Origin of the sequence: Streptomyces sp. TS71-3, assembly GCF_018327685.1 — a bacterium.
In the GTDB taxonomy this organism is placed as follows: Bacteria; Actinomycetota; Actinomycetes; order Streptomycetales; family Streptomycetaceae; genus Streptomyces.
The window spans coordinates 2583722-2599999 of sequence record NZ_BNEL01000003.1 but is presented as its reverse complement, the minus strand read 5'-3'; the positions used below and the strand labels follow the sequence as shown (position 1 = coordinate 2599999).

Annotated in this window: 12 protein-coding genes; 7 read left to right on the top strand and 5 right to left on the bottom strand. The window is 74.7% G+C overall.

Annotated elements, in window-relative coordinates; all coding sequences use genetic code 11:
* Positions 1-389 precede the first annotated feature (389 nt).
* A complete protein-coding gene (locus Sm713_RS35055) occupies positions 390-626 on the top strand; it encodes a hypothetical protein (protein ID WP_212913974.1) in 237 nt (78 codons plus the stop codon).
* A 130-nt stretch (positions 627-756) separates the two neighbouring features.
* Here Sm713_RS35055 and Sm713_RS35050 read toward each other — a convergent pair whose 3' ends face one another.
* The gene (locus tag Sm713_RS35050) at positions 757-1650 is read right to left on the bottom strand and encodes a DUF6461 domain-containing protein (protein ID WP_249416892.1); all 894 of its coding nucleotides are present in this window, start codon (positions 1648-1650) and stop codon (positions 757-759) included.
* A 146-nt stretch (positions 1651-1796) separates the two neighbouring features.
* Positions 1797-2780 carry a phosphotransferase family protein gene (locus Sm713_RS35045; RefSeq protein WP_212913973.1) on the bottom strand — a complete coding sequence of 328 codons (984 nt, stop codon included), beginning with the start codon at positions 2778-2780 and terminating at the stop codon, positions 1797-1799.
* A gap of 260 nt (positions 2781-3040) precedes the next feature.
* Here Sm713_RS35045 and Sm713_RS35040 point away from each other — a divergent pair, with 260 nt between their 5' ends.
* Together Sm713_RS35040 and Sm713_RS35035 are read left to right on the top strand one after the other, a co-directional pair.
* Complete coding sequence (locus tag Sm713_RS35040; RefSeq protein WP_249416891.1) at positions 3041-5077, top strand: ABC transporter ATP-binding protein; 2037 nt, start codon at positions 3041-3043, stop codon at positions 5075-5077.
* On the top strand, positions 5074-7188 hold the full coding sequence (locus tag Sm713_RS35035; RefSeq protein WP_212913972.1) for an ABC transporter ATP-binding protein: 2115 nt from the start codon (positions 5074-5076) through the stop codon (positions 7186-7188). The genes Sm713_RS35040 and Sm713_RS35035 overlap by 4 nt, the downstream gene beginning before the upstream one ends.
* Positions 7189-7249: 61 nt before the next feature.
* Here Sm713_RS35035 and Sm713_RS35030 read toward each other — a convergent pair whose 3' ends face one another.
* Positions 7250-7855 (bottom strand): bifunctional 2-polyprenyl-6-hydroxyphenol methylase/3-demethylubiquinol 3-O-methyltransferase UbiG, encoded by a 606-nt coding sequence (locus Sm713_RS35030; RefSeq protein ID WP_212913971.1) that lies wholly within the window; start codon positions 7853-7855, stop codon positions 7250-7252.
* Between the two features lie 41 nt (positions 7856-7896).
* Positions 7897-8886 carry an NAD(P)-dependent oxidoreductase gene (locus tag Sm713_RS35025; protein ID WP_212913970.1) on the bottom strand — a complete coding sequence of 330 codons (990 nt, stop codon included), beginning with the start codon at positions 8884-8886 and terminating at the stop codon, positions 7897-7899.
* Positions 8887-9012: 126 nt separating this feature from the next.
* On the opposite strand from Sm713_RS35025, the gene Sm713_RS35020 reads away from it, so the two are divergent.
* From Sm713_RS35020 to Sm713_RS35005, 4 genes are all read left to right on the top strand, one after another.
* Positions 9013-9768: a GntR family transcriptional regulator gene (locus Sm713_RS35020; protein ID WP_212913969.1), complete on the top strand. Its 756-nt coding sequence runs from the start codon at positions 9013-9015 to the stop codon at positions 9766-9768.
* Positions 9765-11057 carry an MFS transporter gene (locus Sm713_RS35015; RefSeq protein ID WP_212913968.1) on the top strand — a complete coding sequence of 431 codons (1293 nt, stop codon included), beginning with the start codon at positions 9765-9767 and terminating at the stop codon, positions 11055-11057. The genes Sm713_RS35020 and Sm713_RS35015 overlap by 4 nt, the downstream gene beginning before the upstream one ends.
* 233 nt (positions 11058-11290) lie before the next feature.
* A complete protein-coding gene (locus Sm713_RS35010; protein ID WP_212913967.1) occupies positions 11291-11788 on the top strand; it encodes a MarR family winged helix-turn-helix transcriptional regulator in 498 nt (165 codons plus the stop codon).
* Positions 11785-14502, top strand: coding sequence for an FUSC family protein (locus Sm713_RS35005; RefSeq protein WP_249416890.1), 2718 nt, complete (start codon positions 11785-11787; stop codon positions 14500-14502). The genes Sm713_RS35010 and Sm713_RS35005 overlap by 4 nt, the downstream gene beginning before the upstream one ends.
* Before the next feature lie 68 nt (positions 14503-14570).
* Here the strand turns inward: Sm713_RS35005 and Sm713_RS35000 are convergent, their stop codons facing one another.
* Positions 14571-15947 carry a chloride channel protein gene (locus Sm713_RS35000; RefSeq protein WP_212913966.1) on the bottom strand — a complete coding sequence of 459 codons (1377 nt, stop codon included), beginning with the start codon at positions 15945-15947 and terminating at the stop codon, positions 14571-14573.
* Positions 15948-16278: the final 331 nt, after the last annotated feature.

Here is a 16278-nt window from a genome sequence, read left to right as displayed (position 1 = left end):
GATCAGTCCGAGGCGGTGGATCCAGGCGAGCCTCGGGATTCCCGGACCGATCCCCGGGATTACCGGACGGACCCCCGGGGTTCTCGGACCGCCCCCCGGGGTTCCCGGACCGACCCCTTCCGTTCGCGGACGCGCCCAGGGAGTTGGTCCGGGGGATCCAGGGCGCGGGCAACGAGTGGCGTGCGTCACATCTCATAGGGCGGCGCCCCGCCCGGACTCGGTTGAACTGCGGGTTCGCGCCAGGGGGTCGCGGCATGCCGGGAGCAGCCCGAAGATCGATTCGGAAATGACGTCACACTTGGCCACTCTGATCGCACGACACCCCGTCAGTCTCCCGGTGACGCCCTCTTCCAGGGGAGGGCCCGAGTGGAAGGCCGATCATGCACGTCATGGCGGTGACCCCCCTGCTAGCAGGGATCGGCGTCTGTGCCGTACGTCTGCTCTACGCATGGCTACGCGCGCGGGCGGCACTCCGACTCGGGAAGGTGAGCGAGTCCCGTCCCGACAGCCGGGTCAGATCACTGCCGTCCGGAAGCCTCCTGCCCGAGCAGCGCGCCGACCGCGGCCAAGTCGTCGTACAGGTGGGCGGCACTTCGGCCACCGGACCCGGCGGGGTCGACGGCTGAAGCCGGCTCCGCACAGATGTCGCGACACGGCGACTACCGCTTGCCGTCATGAACTGGGTCCTTCAGGATCCCGCTTCCGTATGACGGGCCGGATCTTCAGGACCCCGCTTCCGTATGACGGCCCGGATCTTCAGGACCCCGCTTCCGTATCAAGGGCTGGATCTTCAGGACCCCGCTTCCGTATCAAGGGCTGGATCTTCAGGACCGCGCTGGGGTGCGACGTGCTGATGACGCCGCCCCGGCGGATACCTCCGCCGAGGCGGGGCGCCTGGCGTTCCCACCGCTGAGGGTCGGTGTCCCACTCGTATGCCCGGCGCAGGCCGGCCGGGATCAGGCGCAGGCGCTCGTCGGGGAGGGGCCTGCCGTGAGCTGCGGCCCACGCTGAGACCTCCTCGAAGTCCGGAGCCGGTGAGCCCATGATCGCGTACACGGGAAGGGGCTCTTCGGCGAGAACGGTGCGGGGCAGGGAGAGACCGAAGCGTTCCTCGAAGACGGCAAGGCTGAGGCGCTCGCGACCTTCGTAGCCATGGATGTCGGGATCGCTCCGGATCGCCCCGTCGCGGTGCAGGATTCCGCGGGCCACGAGGTCGGGCAGGAGCAGGTCGGGCTCCTGGCCGTAGCGGTTGCCCTCCTCAAGCAGCCCGAATCCGCAGACGGTGCGGCCGTCACGCCCGTAGAAGACGCTGGTGGGCGGGTGCTCCGCGTTGTGGAGGTAGTGGACGGCTTCCACGCCGTCGCGTGACACCTCCTCCAGCCGCTCCAGGTAGGGGCCGTACGTGATGGCGAACGCCCAGCCGGCGTGCTCGCCGACCCGGACCACCGCGCTGCCCGGCCCGCGGTCGGGGTAGGCGTCGACGTCGAGGGCGACCATCTCGGCGTCGGTCATCGACCCGGCCACTCCCCCGCGTTGCGCTCCCATGCGAACCGCCAGTTCCTCGGCGTCGATGCCGCGGGCGAAGTGCACGTCGAGCATCCATCCGGAGCTTGTCGTCGCACCGACCATCCACTGGATACCGTCGCTCACGCGCCCTCCCCCTCGAAAGACGAACCGGCCCCTGCCTGTTCGTGAGTACCCTAAGGAGGGCCACTGACATCTCAGCGGCGCCCCGGCGACTCGCGGCATGGCATGTGCGCTGCCCCGCTCCCTCCTCGGGGACCGCTGATCCGGCTTCAGGCGTAGCGCGCGAAAAGGGCCTGGAGGTATTCCTCCAGTCGCCTGGTCAGCAGGGCGGGGGTCAGATCGGCACGGCCCACCTCGCGCCACGGGACGGCGACCTTCTCGGCGCCGGGAGCGAAAGCCAAGGTGTCCAGCAGGCGCCAGTAGAGATGGGCCGCGCGATCCTCGGCCAGCGTCCCTCCCGCCGCAACGTAGCGGTCGGCGAAGCGCATGCCCGCCCGAACCCCGTGCAGCAGGGCCAGGGCCGTCGAGCAGTGGGCCACGTCCAGGTCGGCCGGTCCCCAGGAGGTCTCCATCCAGTCGACGACGCCGCTGATCCGCAGGCCGTTGCCGTCGCCCGTGAAGAGAACGTCGCCGGGGTGGAAGTCCCGGTGCAGGAAGCAGGCCTGGTGCTCCGGGGACTCGCGGCGGATCAGGTCCACGGCCCGTTGCCACAGGTCAGGCCGATCGGTGTCCTCGGGTGGCCTCACCGCCTCGGGCGAGGCCCACGCCTGATACGCGCGCGGCCGTGCCTGCGCGGACACCGGTAGCCGGTGGATGCGGAGCAACTGGCGCGCCAGCAGTTCCGCTCGACGGTCGGCCCCCTCATCTCCCAGGCGCACGGTCCCGGGCAGCAGCGACATCAGCAAGGACGGGTGATCGCAGTGCTGCGCGGTCGCGTCCACTGCCACCAACGTGGCCGCGGGCACATCCGTACTGGCGAGCAGGCGCAGAACGGTTGCCTCACGGGACAGCAGACCCTCCGCGTGCCGGACGAAGAAGGGCTCGACGAACGACCGCAGGACCAACGAGCGTCGACCGCCGGGCCCGTGGATGTTCAAACGGCGCATCTCCGACGTCCAGCCACCACGCAACCGCACAACATCCTCGATGCGTTCTGGCTCGGACAGCCCCTTCTCCACCCAGGCACGCGTCGCGCTCCAGCCCTGGTCCTCAAGATCGGCACCGGTGCGCCCGGCTCCCCCGCCCCCAACCATGGGGAGCAGGCTATCCGCCTCACCCGGCAGACGCGTTTGCCCACCGCCCCCCGCTGCCCTTGACGATTGGTCGTGCCCCCCGGCCGTCGGGACTCCTGCGAACACGCCGGCCAGACCGTCCACCCGCCACGCCGGCTCGGGCCGGGGTGTGAGGCCGGGTTGCGCCGCCGGGCCACCGGGGCCGGAGGAATCCGGTTGCCCGGTGGGGGCGGGGAGGGGGACAGTCGTGCCACTCGTGCCGTCCTCATCTGGGAGCCCCGTTGCCCGATTCCGCCACCGCCGGGACCCGGATCGCGGCGCTGCTTCTGCTGTGGCGTGCCTCGCGACCGCTGACGCTGACCGCGGGCGTGCTGCTGGTCGCCGACGCCGTGCTGCCCAGCCTGACCCTGATCGCCATGGGCAGGGCCACCGGCCGCATTCCGGCGGCGGTCACGGACGGGCTCGGTTCGCCGGCCGGGCACGGGCTGGTGCTGGCGCTCGGCCTGGCCGCCGGGTGCTTCGCGCTGTCCATGCTGCGCGGCCCGGTGCAGGACGTGGTGTCCGCCGCGGCACGGGCCCGGCTGACCGCCTCGCTGCAGGGGCGGCTCGTGCGCGCGGTCTCCGCGCCGCCCGGCATCGCGCACCTGGAGGACCCGCGGGTGCTGGACCAGCTGGCCGGTGCGCAGGGCGAGATCATGGGCGACCGGCCGTCCGACGCTCCGATGACGCTCTTCCAGCTGGCCGGCAGCCGGCTCGGCGGGCTGGTGGCCTGCGGGGTGCTGTCCGGCTACCGGTGGTGGCTGGGCCTGATGCTGCTCGCGGTCTGGCTGGTGGTGCGGGTGCCGCTGCGGGCCCTGGTGCGTGCCCGGGCCGCCACCTACCGCGCGGCCGGCCCGCCGCTGCGCCGGGCCTGGTACTTCCTCGGGGTGGCCTGGCGCCCGCAGTTCGGCAAGGAGGTGCGGGTCTTCGGGCTCGGCGACTGGGTGGTGGACTCCTGGCAGCGGCTCTACACCGACGCCATGAGCCCGTCCTGGCGCACCATCCGGCGGCTCAACGCCCGGGTCGCCGCCGCCGGGGTGCTGGTGCTGGGCGCCTACGGGCTGGGTGCCGGCACGCTGGCCTGGGACGCCTACCACCACACGGCGGGCCTGCGCACCCTGGCCACCCTGTTGCCCATGCTGCCGGCCACCATGCCGGTCGGCAGCGTGACCCTCCAGGACTTCCAGCTGGAGTCGATGCTGCGGACCCTGCCCGACCTCGCCGCGCTGGAGGCCGGTCTCGCCCCGTCGCCCGCCGGGGCCCCTCCGGGCGCGGCCGGCGGCGTGAACGCGGCCGGCACGGTGCCGGACGTGCCGGCGCCCGCTCCCGCAAGGGCCCGTGCCGTTGACCGGGCCGGCGCGCCGCCCGGAGACCGACCCGTGGCACAACCCGGAGACCTCTCCAAGTCGCCGCCCGATGACCGCCCGATGGCGCCGTCCGGAGACCGCCCCGTGCCCCCGCCCGCCCGTGACACCGCCGGGCTGCCGCGACAGGGCATCCGGTTCGAGTCGGTGGGCTTCCGCTACCCCGGCGGTGGGCACGACGTGCTGGCCGGTCTCGACCTGGAGTTGCCGGCCGGGTCGTCGCTGGCGCTGGTGGGGGTGAACGGGGCGGGCAAGACGACGCTGGTCACGCTGCTGGCCAGGCTGCGGGAGCCGACCGCCGGGCGGATCACGGTGGACGGCACCGACCTGGCGTCCCTGGACCCCGCCGACTGGCAGCGCCAACTTGCCGTGGTCTTCCAGGATTTCACCCGTTACCCCTTCACCGCGGCCGAGAACGTCTCGCTCGCGCTGCACGAGCCGCCGGACCGCCAGGCGCTGGAGCGGGCGGCGGAGCGCGCCGGGGCCGCCGAGCTGGTGGCGGCACTGCCGCACGGCTGGGAGACGGTGCTCTCGCCGCACTACACCGACGGTACCGACCTGTCCGGCGGCCAGTGGCAGCGCCTGGCGCTCACCCGGGCGCTGTACGCGGTGGAGCGCGGCGCTCGGGTGCTGGTGCTGGACGAACCGACCGCGCAGCTGGACGTGCGGGCGGAGGCGGCGTTCTACGACCGGTTCCTGGAGATCACCGGGGGCACCACCGCGATCGTCATCTCGCACCGGTTCTCCACCGTGCGGCGGGCGGACCGGATCGCGGTGCTGGACGGCGGGCTGATCACCGAACTCGGCTCGCACGAGGAGCTGTTGGACCGCGGGGGCCAGTACGCGGAGCTGTTCCGGGCGCAGGCGGCCCGGTTCACCGCGGGCGGCACCCGGCACACGGGGGGACGGGCATGAGCGGCGGGACGAAGCGCATCGAGGGCTGGGCCGCGGCGTGGCGGGAGCGGCCGGGCGGCAGAGTGCTGGGGCTGCTCGCCGGCTCCGGTTTCCGGGCCGCCCCGCTGCTGATGACCGCCTCGCTGGTGATGGGCGTGGTCGGCTCGGTGGCCTCCGTGAGCGGCACCCTGGGCTACCGGGTGATGATCGACGCGGCGACCCGGCACGACGGGCACGCGGCGGTGGTCGGCGTGGTGCTGGTGGCGGTGCTGTTCACCGTGGCGTGGGTGACCGGGGTCGTCGGCGCGATGCAGAGCTCGATCCTCACCGACCGGGTGTCGCTGCTGATCAGCAGCCGGCTGGCCCGGCTGACGAGTTCGGCCGACACCCTGGAACTGCTGGAGGCCCCGGCCCGGATGGGCGACCTCGACCAGATCCGCGAGCAGCGCCGGTCGATCGCGCTGGCCCCGCGCACCTTCCTGCGCGGCCTCCAGAACGTGGTGCGCGGCGGCGGCATCCTCGTGCTGCTGGCCACCGTCTACCCGCCGGTGCTGATCGTGCCCCTGCTGGGCGCGGTGCCGGCGCTCGCCGACCGGCGCGCCTCCCGGCTCCGGCAGCGGGCGGACGACGACACGGCGCAGGACCGGCTGATGCTGGGTGACCTGTTCACCCTGACCACCACCGCGGACACCGCCAAGGAGCTGCGGATCAGCGGCATCACCGGCGAGCTGGCCGCCCGGCACGCCCGGCTGGCCGAGCGTGTGCGGCGGCGTACGGTACGGGCCGCCGGACGCAGCGCGGCCTGGGAGGCGGCGGGCTGGCTGGTGTACGCGATCGGGTTCGCCTCGGCCGTCGTGGTCCTGGTGCTGCGCGCCGCGCACGGGCACGCCACGCCGGGCCAGGTGGTGATGACGGTCAGCCTGCTGCGCCGGGCGCAGGGCCAGGTGTCGGCGGCCGGCGACACGGCGGGAGCGGTCGGCGGGGCGCTGCGCACCGCGCGAAAGCTACTGGACCTGGAGGACGCCGTGGCCGCCGCCCGCCGCCGCGTGGGCCCGCTGCTGCCGGTGCCGCGGCGGCTGGCGGACGGGATCCGTCTGGAGGGCGTGACCTTCGCCTACCCGGGGGCGGCGCGGCCGGTGCTGCGCGACGTGGACCTGACGCTGCCGGCCGGGGCGACGGTCGCGGTGGTCGGCGAGAACGGCGCGGGCAAGACCTCGCTCGTGAAGCTGCTGACCGGCATGTACCGGCCGACCGCAGGGCGGATCACGGTGGACGGCACCGACCTGGCCGGCATCGATCCGGACGCGTGGCGGCGGCGGACGACCGCGGCGTTCCAGGATTTCGCCCGCTACCAGTGGACGGCCCGGCAGACGGTGGGCGCCGGCGACCTGCCCCGGATGGGCGAGGATGCGGCGGTGCGCGGCGCGGTGGAGCGGGCCGGGGCGGGCGCCGCGGTGGACGCGCTGCCGGACGGGCTGGACGCGCAGCTGGGCCGGTACTTCCCCGGGGGCACCGAACTCTCCGGAGGCCAGTGGCAGCGGCTGGCGCTGGCCCGGGCCCTGATGCGTCAGGCGCCGCTGCTGACGGTGCTGGACGAGCCGACGGCCGCGCTGGACGCGGCCACCGAGACCGCGCTGTACGCCCGGTGGGCCGAGGCGGCCAGGACGGGCGCGGCCGAGCGCGGGGCGATCACCGTGCTGGTGTCGCACCGGTTCTCCACCGTGCGCACCGCGGACGTGATCGTGGTGCTGGACGGCGGCCGGGTGACCGAGTACGGCTCGCACGAGGACCTGCTCGCCGCCGGCGGTCCCTACGCCCAGCTCTTCGAGCTCCAGGCCCGCGGCTACCTCGGCCCGACCCGCCTGCCGCGCCCACGCCGCGCGCGGACCGGAGCGGGCGCGAGCGGCCCGGACTCCGGCGCGAAGACGGCCCGGGACTCCGCTGCGGGGACGTCGGCGGACCCGGCCCCGGTCCCGGACGCACCCACGGGTTCCGGCACGGCTGAGAGTCCCGGTCCGACTGAGGGTTCCGGCACGGCTGGTGGGGGCTCCGGCACGGCTAGAGGTTCCGGCACGGATTCGGATCCGGACACCACCCCGCCCGCCGAGGCCGCCCCGGCGGCCGGGTCGTAGTCCGCTCGCAGCAGCCACCGGTCACCGGACGGCGCGGGCGATCGCGATGCCCCGCACGCCCCTACCGGCGGTGGACGCTGACCGCGTACCCGCCGCCCTCGTAGGGGTCGGCGTCCCAGGTGGCGAAGCGGTCGACGAGGGTCAGGCCGGCCTCGGCGCAGTGGCCGTCGTACTCCGGCAGCGTGATGCTGGGCGGTACCGGCAGGTGGGATGCGTCCAGGCCGAAGCCGGCGACCAGCAGGCCGTCCGGGCGCAGGGCGGCGGACAGGCGCTCGACCACCGTCGCCTCGGTGCCGGCGGCGAGCAACGGGAAGATGTTCCCGGCGGCGACCACGAGCTCGAAGCCGGGTGCGATGCCGAGGCGCTCCGGCTCGAAGCGTGCCAGGTCGGCCTGGAACCAGGGCAGTCCGGGCGCCTGCTCCCGCGCCACCGCCAGCATCGACGCGTCCATGTCCACGCCGACGCAGTCGTACCCGAGCTCCGCGAGCCGGATCATGACCCGTCCGGTGCCGCACCCCGCGTCCAGCACGCGCGCACCGGCGGGCACGAGCGCCGCGCAGAACCGCGCCTCGCCGTGCACGTCCTTTCCGCCACGGGCCAGGGCCGCGAACCGTTCGGCGTAGTCCTGTCCGGATCTGCCCCCGGTCAACTCGCTCCAACGGCTCATGCGGCCCACTATAGGTCGGCCGTCCGACCACCGGAGACGGGTCAGTATCCGCGTTCCCGCTGGACCGCAAGAAAGGGGCGTCGTGCGCCTCGCAGGTCCTCCCAGCACGCGAGGAAGTCAGTGACGACGTCCTCGTCGCTCGTGAGGCCCGCGCAGTGGCTCGTGATCGTGGTGCGCGGCAGGCTCCAGCACGCATCGTCAGGTGCCGGCGGCTCCTCCGGCAGGACGTCGAGCACCGCGGCGCGCACCTGCCCGCCGTGCAGTGCCCGGCCGAGGGATTCCACGTCCACCGTGGCGCCCCGGCCGACATTGACGAACGTCGCCCCGCCCAGCTGCCGGAACAGCGCCTCGTCGAAGAAGTCCGCCGTGTCCGCGGTGAGCGGCAGCGCGTTGATCACCCAGCGCGCCTGCGGCAGCACCTCGCCGGCCCGGCCCGCGGGCAGGACGTCGTCGAATCCGCCGGACCCCCGTCCCGTCCGGGAGACGCCGACCGTCCGGATGCCGTTGCATCGCAGGGCGTGGCCGATCCGCGCGCCGATGGCGCCCGTTCCGTACACCACGGCCAGCTGGCCCGCGGCGAGTTCTGAAGGCAGGCGTCGCCACTGCCGGGCGCGCTGCTGCGCCAGGTGATCGGGCACCTTCTGGCACTCGGAGAGGATCCAGCCCAGTACGAACTGAGCGATCCGCTCCCCCATCCTGCCGACCGTGCGCGTCAGCAGGACTCCGCTCGGCAGACCGCCTCGCAGCACGGCGTCCACTCCGGCGTAGCTGCTGTGGAACCAGACCAGGGAGCTGCCGTCCTGGAGCAGCGCCCGCGGTGGTGCGGGGCCTATGCAGACGACCGGGGGCCCTGCGTGCGCGGATTGCGCGGAGTAACGGTGGACCGGCGGGCCGCCCCGCGCGGCGAGCGCCCCGGACAGGGCGTCCTCCAACTCGCCGGAGAGCTCGGGGGCGAGCAGGATCCGGGCGCTGTCCACCTCCGCGGTCCACCCGCGGGACCACGCCAGGTCATCCGCGCACGGCTCGGCCATGTCCGACCTCTCACGACGACGTCACCGAGGGGTGTCCGCCGGCCCGCCGAGCGACCCGGGGACCTGGCGGAGGCAGCCCCCGGAGTCCTTGCATGCATGATTGCATGCAACACCTACGATGGCCGCATGGCAGAAGGAACCGCCCCGCCTGAAGCCCGGCCTGGAGCCCGGCTGCCTGGAGCCCCACCTGGAGCCGCCGAGCCGGCAACCGCCGGGGCCCAGGCCGCCGAGCCCCGCGCCGCGGCGCCCGGGGCCGCCGCCCTCGCGGCCGAGCGCGCGTACCTGTACACCAAGGACCTGATCCTCCGCGGGGAGCTCTCGGGAGGCCAGCTGATCAGCGAGGGACGGATCTGCGGGGAGCTGGGCCTCAGCCGGACGCCCGTGCACGAGGCCTTCCTGCGGCTCGGCACGGAGAGGCTGCTGGCGCTCTCGTCGCGCAAGGGGGCCGTGGTGCTGCCCGTGGCACCGCAGGAGGCCAGGAACGTGCTGGAGATGCGCGAGGCGATCGAGAGCACCGCCGCGCGGCGGCTCATCACGGACGGCGGGCCCGCGCAGGAGGTGCTGTCCCGGCTGCGGGCCAACCTCGAACAGCAGGAGGGGTACGCCGGGACCGCGGACGTCGAGGCGTTCGTGGAGGCGGACGAGGAGTTCCACAGCGGCGTGGTGGCCGCGTCCGGCAACCCCATCGCCGTGCACTTCTTCGGCCTGCTCCGGGACCGGCAGCAGCGCCTGCGCCACCAGCTGCTGGGCATCCGGCCGGGCCACCTCGCCGTCGTGCTCGACGACCACCGGCACCTGGTGGACCGTCTGGAGGCGCTGGACGCGGACGGCTACGCCGGCATGCTCGCGACGCACGTCGCGCGGCACCAGGGCGCGCTGTGACCGGGATACCGGCCGAGAGCGTGCCGGACGCCGCGGTGGCCCGTGAACGGGTCTCCGCCGGCACGGCGGCTCTCCAGCCGGATCCCGCCGGGGCCAGGGGCGAGCGTGCCGCGTGGCCTGTGGTGTTCGGGGCGATCTCCGTCTCCACCTGGTGCGGCAACCAGTTCAGCCCGCTGCTCCTCATGTACGAGCGGATCCAGCACTACCCGACGCTGATCGTCAACCTCTTCCTGGGGATCTACGTGCTCGGCCTGGCGCCCGCCCTGCTGCTCGCCGGAGCGCTGTCGGACAGGCACGGACGGCGACCGGTGATGCTGGCCGGGGTGGTGTCCTCGATCGCCGCGGGCACCATGCTGGCCTCCGGGCCGCTCGGCCCCGGACCGATCCTCGCCGGCCGGCTGCTGTCGGGGATCACCGTGGGCATCGCGATGGCGGTGGGCAACAGCTGGCTCAAGGAGGTCTCCCAGGCCCCGTACGACCCGGGGGCCGATGCCGGATCCGGGGCGCGCCGCGCCTCACTGGCCTTCACCCTCGGCTCGGCGTGCGGGGCGCTGGTGGCGGGGGCGATCGCGCAGTGGGGCCCCTGGAAGGAAGTGCTCCCCTTTCTCCTGCAGATCGCCCTCGCCGTGCCCTTCCTGTGGCTGGTTCCACGGGTGCCCGAGACCGTCCGCGGCGGTGCGGGCGGCCCGCTGCGGGCCCGCCTGCGCATCCCGGCCGCCGGGCACAAGCGCTTCCTGCGGGTCGTGGTGCCCACCGCGCCGTGGCTGTTCGCGGCGGCGGCCCTGGCGTACGGCTACCTGCCGGTGCTGCTGGCCCCCGCCACCGGGCGCTGGGGGCTGGCGTACGCCACCGCGCTGACCGTGGTCACGCTCGGCACCGCCGCGCTCGTCCAGCCGTGGGCCAAGCGGCTCGACACCGTCTCCAGCGCGCGGGCCCTCGTGGTCTGCCTGGTGTTCATCGTGGCGGGCCTGCTGGTCGCCGACGCCGCGCAGCAGGAGCAGTCGGTCCTGCTGGGGCTCGCGGCGAGCCTCGTCCTGGGCACCGGGATCGGCATCGGCCTGGTCAGCGGCCTGCTGGAAGTGCAGCGCATCGCCACCGGGCGCGACCTGGCGGGCCTGACCGGCGTCTTCTACGCCCTGGCGTACGGCGGCTTCCTCACCCCGACGGTGATGGCCGCGATCACGCCACCGTTCACGCCGCTGGTCCTCTTCCTCGTCCTCAGCGGCCTCGCCGCGCTGTGCTGCCTGGCCGTGCTGGCCTCGTACCGCCGGCACCTTCCGACGCGCTGAGACGGCCGGCGGCTGCTACGGCGCGATACCCGGGCACCCGGACCGGCCGGCCGGCCGGCGTGAGGCAAGGCCGTGGGGTGTCACGTGGGGTGAGGCCGGGGCCTCAGGGTGCCTCGGCCCGTGCACCAGAGGCCCTCGGCCCGTGCACCAGACGCCCTCGGCCCGTGCACCAGGTGCCCCGGTCCGTGCACCCGGCAGCGGACCCCCGGTCCGGGCGGATATATACTTTCCATATGCACGTACTTTCCGGAGTCGTCGACGGCGATCCCGCCGGCAGCGGCCCCCCGGACGGCGAAGGCCGCGTCGAAAGAGCGGCGCACGGCATGCTGCGCGACCTCGGACGGCTCAACCGGGCGCTGTTCCGGGCCGGGGAGTACGGGCTGACCCGCAGCGAGGTCTCCCTGCTCGACGCGCTGGAGGCCGCGCCGCTGCGCGTCACCGAGCTCGCCGCGCGCACCGGGATGGTCCAGCCCCGCGTCACGGTGCTGCTCCAGAAGCTGGCGGACCGGGAACTGGTCGCGCGCCGGCGCTGCACGACAGACCGGCGTGCGGTGGAGACCGCCCTCACCCCCGCCGGACGCCTCCTGCTCGAACGGGGGCGCCGGCGCATGGCCGCCGCCCTGCTCAACGCACTGCACACCACCACGGTCGACGACTGCGAGCGCGCCGTGCGCGACGCGCGGCGCGCCGTCGCCACGCTCGTCGACGCCATGGAACCGGAGGCCACTTGACCAGCCCAGGAACCGCCCGGCAGGAAGCCGACCCCACCACGGGCACGAGGGGCGCCAGAGCCGTGCCCGTCCTCCTGGCGCCCCGGCGGCTGGCCGGTTCGTACCGATGGTGGGACCGGGTGCTGGTCGCCGACCCCGGACTCGGGCAGTTGCAGGCGGGCTGGCGGACGCTCGTGGCCATGGTCACCTCCCTCGCGGTCGGCTACGGCATGGCCCGGTCCCTCGCCATCCCGCCGATGATCGGCATGGTGGCCGCGAGGATGATCGGCCTGATGAGCGCCTTCGCCGTGTCCGGCAACAGCTGGACGCAGCTGGCCAGGGCCATCCTGTGGATGCCGTTCCCCTTCGCCGCGGTGCTGTGGCTGGCCGCGGCCCTGCACGGCGACCGGACACTGGAGATCGGCCTCAACGGCGCCGCGCTCGCCCTGACCTTCCTGCTGGCCCGGTTCGGTCCGCTGGCGCTGCTCACGGGCATGATGTTCTTCAACGGCCTGCTGGTGGGCACCATGGCGGGAATCCCCACCGCCATGGTGGGCAAGGCGTTCGCGACCGCCCTGGTGTCCGCCGCCGCGGTGCTCGCCACCCGGCTGCTGCTGTGCTACCCGATGCCGCGCGAGGACCTGCTCCGTACGCAGCGGGCCTTCGTCCTGGAGGCCCGGCGCCTGACCGACACCGCCGTCGACGCGCTCGACCCCGACGCGGACCTCAGGCGCGTGGAGCGCCGCGCGAACCGGTCGCTGCGCCGCATGAACATCGTGACCGTCACGATCGACGGACGCCTCGCACAGCCCGAGGCCGCCACCGACCCCGCCGTCGCGGAGCTGCTGCACCGCCATCTGTTCGACGCGGAGCTGGCGCTGCGCGGCATCAGCCAGGCGGTCCAGGCGCTGGCCGCGCAGTCACCGCCCGAAGAGCTGCGGCGGTCGCTGGCGGTGGGCCTGCTGCTGGCCCGCGACACTCCTCCGGCGGCGGCCGGCGGGCCCCGGCCCGCCGTGGAGACGATCCGCGAGCAGGCCGAGGCGATCCTGCGGAACCCGGAGGCCGACCCGCGCGACGCCGAGTCCGCCGCGCTCGCCCGCCGGATCGCGGAACTCCTCGACTCCCTGGCCGACTCCCTGGTCAGCTGGCTGTCCCTGGGCCGGCAGACGCCGAACACCCCCGCCGCGGTGCCCTTCCAGCCCGCCGCCGCCCTGGAGAACAACCGGATCCCCGGCTCGGTCGCGCCGATGCGGCGCGTGCTCACCGCTCGTACCCGCAGCGGATGGCAGCGGATCGTGCCCTTCGTGCGCGCCCCGCTGCACGCGGGCGTGGCCGCCGCGATCGTCTGCCCGATCGCGGACGCCATCGACCCCCAGCGCTTCTACTGGGGCCTGGTCGGCGTGATGATCACGCTGTTCGGCACCAACACCACGCACGAGCGGCTGCGCAAGTTCGCGCACCGCATGGTCGGCACCGTCGCGGGCGCGGTGATCGGGGTGCTCGTGCTCCACTGGACCGGCCACCAGCACGTCTACTGGACGCTCACCGTCATCGTCCTCGGGCTCGCCCTCGGCTCCTGGGGCATGCAGCGCGCCTACGCGCTGTGGACCACCGGCCTCGTGGTCGCGCTGGTGCAGCTCTACGGGCTGACCACGCCGGACAGCGGAATGGGCCACCTGCTCGGCGAACGCCTCGTGGACAACGGGATCGGCATCCTGGTGGCGTCGGCGTGCGCCGCACTGATCTTCCCCCTGTCCACCCGGGCGATCGTCCGCGAGGCCGAACACGGGTACGTGCAGGCGGTGGAGAACCTCCTCACGCAGGTCTCGGCCCGCTGGGAGGATCCCGACAGCCCGGTGCGGCTGCGGGGCGCGGCGCGGGCCGTGGACGTCGCGCTGTTCCAGGTCGCCGAGGTGTCCCGCCCGCTGGTGCGCATGCCGCTCGGGGTGCGCGGACGCGGGCCCCAGCACCGTATGGCGCTGCTGGCCACGGCCGGGGGCCACGCACGGGCGCTGGCGGCCGCCGCCGATGTCGACATCGACCTCTCCCCGCGCGTGTCCGAACGCGTCCGGCTCGTCACCCGCACCTTCACCGACTCCCTGCGAGCGCTCGACCACCATCTCGCCAACGGCACCGCCCAGGGCGCCTGGCATGCCGTCAGCCCCTACGTCCGGGACCTGCAGGCGGACGTGCGGCCCGCCGCGCCCGGCCCCCGCGCCCAGCGGCTGGGCACCGCCCTGCACGAGCTGGAGGCGCTCGACGCGGCACTCGCCGCCTTCGCCGAGCAGTGCGGCCTGCCCCTGGCGTCCCTGCCCCCGGCATCCGGCACCGGCGCCGAACCCGGGCGCCCCGGCCCGGTGCAGCGGCCCGCTCCCGTCCCGGCGGCAGGCCGGGGCACGCCACGCGTCGCGCATCCCCCGGCCACCCGGGCCGCCGGCCCCGTGGCCACCACGGGGGCGGCAGGTCGGGCCCGGACGGACGGCACGACGGCGGTGCCCGTCAGCGGCTCGGTGTGCTGCACCGCCCACCCCGGCGGCTGCTCCGCCCGGATCACGGTCATCAACGCACGCGGCCAGCGGGCCGCCCAGGCGTACACCGACGCGGGCCGCTACCGGCTCCACCTCCGGCCGGGCTCCCACACCCTGGTCGCGTCGGCGGCCGGCCACGCCCCGCGCGCCCAGTCCCTCATGGTGTGGGCGTCGGGGGCCGATCTGCGGCTGGACATCCGCCTGTAGAGGCGGCGGGGCGGGTGACACGGCGGGTGCCCCGCGTGCCCGTGGGACGACGCGCCCGCACGACGTCGTCACCCTGCCGCCGGTGCGGGCGCCTCGGCCGAGCGGGCTCCGCGGGGCCGGGGCGGCGCGAGTCTGATCGAGGCGACGTGGGACACCACCACCGCCACGATCACCACGGGCATGACGGTCAGGCCGTCCTTGGCCATCAGCAGGGTCGCCAGGAGGACGGCGGTCATCGGCAGCCCCAGCATGGCGGCGGTCATGGCGCCCATGCCCATGGCCGCACCGGCGACGAGTTGGACGCCGGGCAGGTGCGAGAGCAGGACGCCGCCCGCGGCGCCCAGGAACAGCGCGGGGAAGACGGGTCCGCCGCGGAAGGCGGCCAGGCTCGCCACGTACGCCAGTGCCTTGCAGGCGAGCAGGAGCAGCAGCGCCCCGACCGTGTGGTCCGCGGCGTGGACGATCAGCGGACCGATGTCAGTCTGCCCCGAGAACAGCACCTCGGAGGAGGACCGGCCGCTGCCCTGGGCGTAGGCGATGGCCAGCGCCGCCACGGCGAGGCCGAGGAGCGGGCTGAGCAGCAGCCTTCGCGGGGCGACGCGCGCCCGCAGGGCCTTGGCGAGCCCCCGCACCCCCGCGCCGGCGCAGGCCGCCGCCAGTCCCACGACGATCGCCCAGCCGAGTTCCGCCAGCGAGGGGCTGCCGACCGGTGGCAGGTCCGGCAGGGACAGCGTGTCCGTTCCGAGGCCGGTCCAGGAGTCGAAGCCGACGAAGACCAGGGCGCCGACGCCGGCGGAGAGCAGACCGGGCAGCAGCACCACTGACAGTGCCGTACCGCCGATACCCACCACCTCCATCAGCAGGAACGCGCCGAGCAGCGGCGATCCCAGCAGGGCGCTGACCGCGGCGAAGCTCCCCGACGCGGCGACCAGCGCATGGGCCCTGGCGCCGGCACCGCGCACGAGCAGCCGTGCCGCCAGCATCGCCACGCCGCCGCCCAGCGCGATCAGCGGGGCCTCGGGCCCGATCACCGCCCCCAGGGCTAGCGAGACCAGCGCGGCCAGCAGGATCCCGGGCAGTTCACGGGCGCCGGGTGCCCCGGACACGGCCAGCCCCTGAGACGGCTCGTGTCCCCCGGTGCCGGGCAGGAAGCGGATGGCCGCCGCCACCAGGAGCCCGGCCACCGCGAGCAGCGGCAGCGGCCACCACGGCGGTTCGCCGTGGAAGCCGAGCGACCCGGGGAGCTCGGCGAAGCACAGGTGCTGCAACTCCTTGACCAGCGCCAGGAAACCGTAGGCCCCGGCCGCGAGCGGCACCCCGAGCAAGCCCGCGAAGACCAGCAGCACGAGATATCTCGTGCTGCGCAACGTCGCCAGGGGATCCGTCCCGCCCGGCCCGTCCGCCGCCCCGCCCGGGCCCGCGCCGTCCTGCTCCTGCTCTGACACCAGGCCCTCCTCGGTGCCGGCGGGTGGGCGGGGCCGAGCCGTGACACCGCCGTCCGGTGCGGGTGCGGTCCGGCGCCGGTTTCACGCGCCGGGGGCTCCCGCGGGCACCGGCCATCGGCCATCGGCCATCGGCCATCGGCCATCGACTATCGACCAGATCATGGCAGCCGGAGGCCGCGGCGTGCGGGATCGACCCGCCCGCCGGAGGCCGTCGGGGCCCCGCCGGAGCCCGTCGGAGCCCGCGGGATGAGGGCCGGACGCCGCATCAGGCGCCGAGCCTCGTCCGGTGGCCCCGGAGCGTTCGGCCCGGGGCCACCGGGGTGCGCCCGTC

Excerpts from the sequence above, each read along its gene's own strand:
- Sm713_RS35055 (WP_212913974.1), top strand. The coding sequence starts at position 390 with ATGGCGGTGACCCCCCTGCTAGCAGGGATCGGCGTCTGTGCCGTACGT.
- Sm713_RS35045 (WP_212913973.1), bottom strand. The coding sequence starts at position 2,780 with ATGGTTGGGGGCGGGGGAGCCGGGCGCACCGGTGCCGATCTTGAGGAC.
- Sm713_RS35035 (WP_212913972.1), top strand. The coding sequence starts at position 5,074 with ATGAGCGGCGGGACGAAGCGCATCGAGGGCTGGGCCGCGGCGTGGCGG.
- Sm713_RS35030 (WP_212913971.1), bottom strand. The coding sequence starts at position 7,855 with ATGAGCCGTTGGAGCGAGTTGACCGGGGGCAGATCCGGACAGGACTAC.
- Sm713_RS35025 (WP_212913970.1), bottom strand. The coding sequence starts at position 8,886 with ATGGCCGAGCCGTGCGCGGATGACCTGGCGTGGTCCCGCGGGTGGACC.
- Sm713_RS35020 (WP_212913969.1), top strand. The coding sequence starts at position 9,013 with ATGGCAGAAGGAACCGCCCCGCCTGAAGCCCGGCCTGGAGCCCGGCTG.
- Sm713_RS35010 (WP_212913967.1), top strand. The coding sequence starts at position 11,291 with ATGCACGTACTTTCCGGAGTCGTCGACGGCGATCCCGCCGGCAGCGGC.